2 protein-coding genes and 1 pseudogene are annotated in these 1,878 nt (G+C 57.2%); all 3 read right to left on the reverse strand.

From position 1 onward, the window contains the following. The coding region (locus HMPREF9442_RS00675; protein WP_008624160.1) for a DUF8473 domain-containing protein at nucleotides 1-411 on the reverse strand (411 nt) is incomplete at its 3' end. Nucleotides 412-445: 34 nt separating this feature from the next. After that, nucleotides 446-1,798: a conjugative transposon protein TraM gene (traM, locus tag HMPREF9442_RS00680; RefSeq protein WP_004291521.1), complete on the reverse strand. Its 1,353-nt coding sequence runs from the start codon at nucleotides 1,796-1,798 to the stop codon at nucleotides 446-448. Next, nucleotides 1,779-1,878, reverse strand: a pseudogene (locus HMPREF9442_RS15485) (TraL conjugative transposon family protein); the annotation flags it as partial. The pseudogene HMPREF9442_RS15485 and the gene traM, both read right to left, overlap by 20 nt.

Consider the following 1,878-nt stretch of genomic DNA (forward strand, 5'->3'; position numbering starts at 1 on the left):
CTTCACGTTGAAGGTGTAGAAACTGCCGTCCTCCGTGATGACGGACATATTCGTTTCGTTGGGAAAATTCCTTACGGTAGCCTTCACACGGATGATGTTCTCCGCTCCGTCGGCTTTCCCGGCAATCAGGTCGGGCGAGCCTAAATCGACATAGCGCACCTCCGCCGGAAAAATGACGTGGACGGTCTTGTCGTAGGTCACTTCCAGACCGTGCGGCGGTATCATGCGGTCGAAGGTCAGCTTGCGTGACAGCCCGTGATATAGGTCGCCGTCCGCCTCCTTCTGCGGATAGACCTCCTTCGTCAAGGTCGGTTGTTCACTTCCGTTGGTCGTTTCAACGGTTACATTCTCCTGCGCGTTGGCAGTTATGATGCCCATAGCGAGGGCAAACATGATGATTACTTTTCTCATTACTTTTGGATTTTAGTGGTAATTTTTATTGTTTTCAATATTTTTCTTGGTAAAGCATGACCCTGTACCCGGCTTTCAGATGCACCTTGACGGTTCGCATCTTTTTGGCGATGTACTGGCTCGTGCCTTGTATCAGCCCCTTGCCCAAGTCGGAGGCGAGCTGCGCCCCGGCATTGGTGGAGATGTTGATGCTGCTTCCCAGCGAGCCGCCCATGTTGGCGGCGACCTCCCGGACGGCGTTCATCTCCATCGAGTTCGGGATGAAGATGCCGGGCTGTCCGTCCGTGTCATAGACCGCAAGCTCCACGGGGATAATCGTGCCGTCGTATTCCAGCGAGGTAATCTCGATGTCGAGCCGCTCACCCTGTATCTTGCCCGTGCCGACCACCACCGCACCCCGGGGTATTGTCCTGCCTGCCACCGCCATAGGCTCCAGCAGGCGCAGCCTTACCGTCTGCCCGTCCGTCACGCTCTGCGCCCCATGCACGCACGCCGGTATGGTGTTCCTGTCCAATACCTCCGCCGTGCCGACAGCCGTGTTGAAACCCCGGTTGCGTTCCTGCGATAAGGCGGCGACAAACTCCGCGTTACTCATAGGCTGTGAGAGTGAAGAAACTACTTGATGCTCCACCTGTCTGATAGGCATTGCCTTGTTCTTCTTCCCTTTCTGCACGGTAGTTGGCTCTGCCCTCTGTTCCGCCGATGGCTGTCCTCCGTTCTGACCGCCCATGTACTTTGCCGCCAGCTCGTAGGACTTCTCCATAAGAGCCACCTGCTCGTCCATAGAGGAAGCCTTGCCCCTCTCGCTTTCCAGTTCCGACTCCAGCGATGCGATGCGCTCCAACAATTCGTCCATCTCCGCATTGTCGTTTTTCGGCTGGTCGTAGAAGTTTCCGAGCGTGGCGTTCAGGTCACGGTAGGCGGCTGCGGAGGACTGGATGGTCTGCGGCGTGGCTGGCTTTGCCCTTTCTTCCTTGCCGCCCGGATTGGCGAGGTCGAAGTCCACTCCGTTCTCCGTTCCCGCTATCTCGCGGTCGAACATGTCGCCCAGCTGCCCGATGGCACGGTTGCGGCTCTCCTGACGCTCTTCCATCTCCCCATGCTCGTAGGCTTTCAGCTTGTCGCCGATAATCTGCCGGTTCGCCTTGTCAGCGTCGGGCATCTCGGTGTTGTATCCGTCCGTTCCCGGCGGTTGCTCCTTGCCGGAGGACGGGGCGAATATCAGCCACATCGCCCCGATGAACACCAACACCATAGCGGGCAGCACGATCATCTTCTGCCGTTTCAGCCGTTGCGCCTCTGTCAGCGGTTCGCGCTCCTTTTTCGGTTTCCCCGTTTCGGGAGCAGCTTTGTTCTCTTTCGTCGGTTCATTCTTTGTCTGTTCCATATAAATAAGGTGTTAAGTGATTGCCTGTTTCCGCCGGGGTCGGCAGTTCCACCCGTCCGGCGTGTCCCGTTTCCATATGT

Source organism: Paraprevotella xylaniphila YIT 11841 (genome assembly GCF_000205165.1).
GTDB lineage: Bacteria > Bacteroidota > Bacteroidia > Bacteroidales > Bacteroidaceae > Paraprevotella > Paraprevotella xylaniphila.

What these genes read in the sequence shown, in the direction of transcription:
- traM (WP_004291521.1), bottom strand. Translation starts at nt 1,798, where the DNA reads ATGGAACAGACAAAGAATGAACCGACGAAAGAGAACAAAGCTGCTCCC.